We start from the raw sequence: 1,710 nt of genomic DNA, 5'->3' as shown, positions 1-1,710 counted from the left end.
GCCAACGCGGTGTTCCATGCGACGGGAAAGAGGATCAGGGATCTGCCGATCACGCTGGAGAAGCTGATTTAAGGGCGGTGGCCGATCTCCCCCTTGAGGGTCCCCTTGTGGGGAGGCCAGGCCGCAGCTTCGGGCGGTGGTGCTCCCTCCACACTTTCACCTTCAGCACTCGCGCAACCATCAAGGGGTAAGACCATGAGCGATATCCATTTTGGCACCGGCAAAATGCCCCCTGAAAACATTACCCCCCTCAGCATCGCCGACTGGCTGTGCCTTGCCGCGGCCATAGCCGAAACCGAGGCCCGCCACGCGATCCGAAAACCGCTGACCCGGACGACGAGCCGTGACTTCCTTATGCAGGTTTTCTGCTCCGTTGCTGCTCAAAGCCCAAATCGGGAAGACCGCGCTCCACCAAGCCCTCAAAGCCGAAAAATTAGCCACATCCACCGTCAAACCGAAATGGGTTCTTCTGGTGACGCCATGGCTAACCAGTTAACGCGACGCTACCCATCGAGGGTGCTATCATATTGATCTCGGTCAACGGACGGCGGGTATGCGATGCGCGGCCACAGGAGCGGCCGCGCATGACAGGATTATCCGCTTAAGCCGCGGTTTCGGCGCCGGCCTCGCTTTGCGCGGCATAGTGCGCAAATGTCGCCTTGAAGCGGCCGTTGACGTATTCGCCCGACGTGATCGGAGGGTACTTCGCAGGATGATCCTCATCAATGCAACTGGGAAGCACCTCGATCACGGCATCATAGTTTGGACCGAAGAAGAACGGGATCGAATAGCGTTCTTTGCCGGAACGATTCACCGCGCGGTGGACGGTCGAGGCGAAAAGGTCATTGGTCCAACGCGCCATCTGATCTCCCACATTGACGACGAAGCAGCCGGGGACGGGATCGGCCGCAATCCACTCGCCAGTTGCATTCAGTACCTGCAAGGCTGAAATACCATCCTTCTGGGCCAGGATCGTGAAGCACTCATAGTCCGAATGCGCCCCAATGCCGATCTGGCGGTCATCGATCTCGCCAAACTGCGGTGGATAGTGGAGCACCCGCAAAGTTGCGAGCGGCTTGCCGACCAGCAGGTCGAAATATGTCTCCTCCAACCCAAGAGCCAGAGCAAAGGCATGGAGCAGGTGGCCACTCAGCGTCAGCATCTCGGCATGGTAGGCTTCCAGTGCCGTTCGGAATTCCGGCCTGCCCGCTGGCCACTGGTTGGGACCGTAGAGTACTTTGCCGGCCTTCACGTCCGGATCGTCGGCTGGCACATCCAGCGCAATATCATAGGATTCGTGCAGGTCTCCGCGCGCGGTCGGATCCGTATTCTCTTCCAATATTGCCGCATAACCGCGATTATTCTTTGAATTGGAAACGTGATTCTCCATCTTCACGTCGTCGGATTCGGCGAAATACACCTCCGCCACCCCAAACGTGGCATCGATGACATCCTTCGGAACGTGATGGTTCTTGATATAGAGGAAGCCGACTTCCGTGCAGGCCTTGCGCAGTTCCTGGGCGAGCTTTCGCCTGGCCGCCTCGTTGCCTGCGAACATGGGCTCGAGATCGATGATCGGGATCTTGTCGAAGCTGACACGCTGCGGGTCGAGCCCTCCCCCTTTCATTGCACGCGCGCCATTACCGGTTTCAAGGACCTTCATTTTTCTGTTCCCTTTTCTTGCTGGCTTGCATCGAAGATTGTTTCGAC

2 protein-coding genes are annotated in these 1,710 nt (G+C 58.1%); one reads left to right on the top strand and one right to left on the bottom strand.

What is annotated here, in order from left to right:
* The first annotated feature begins 195 nt into the window (after positions 1-195).
* Positions 196-531, top strand: a complete 336-nt coding sequence (locus EN991_RS35160) for a hypothetical protein (protein WP_127370446.1) — start codon at positions 196-198, stop codon at positions 529-531.
* 70 nt (positions 532-601) lie between these two features.
* On the opposite strand, the gene EN991_RS35155 is transcribed toward EN991_RS35160, so the two are convergent.
* A partial coding sequence (locus EN991_RS35155) for a 2-oxoglutarate and iron-dependent oxygenase domain-containing protein (protein WP_245461167.1) occupies positions 602-1,710 on the bottom strand: 1,109 nt, incomplete at its 5' end.

This window comes from Mesorhizobium sp. M7A.F.Ca.US.005.03.2.1 (assembly GCF_003997795.1).
Taxonomy (GTDB): domain Bacteria; phylum Pseudomonadota; class Alphaproteobacteria; order Rhizobiales; family Rhizobiaceae; genus Mesorhizobium; species Mesorhizobium ciceri.
Note: the sequence above shows the minus strand (reverse complement) of the source record. Positions and strands in the feature narration are given on the sequence as shown.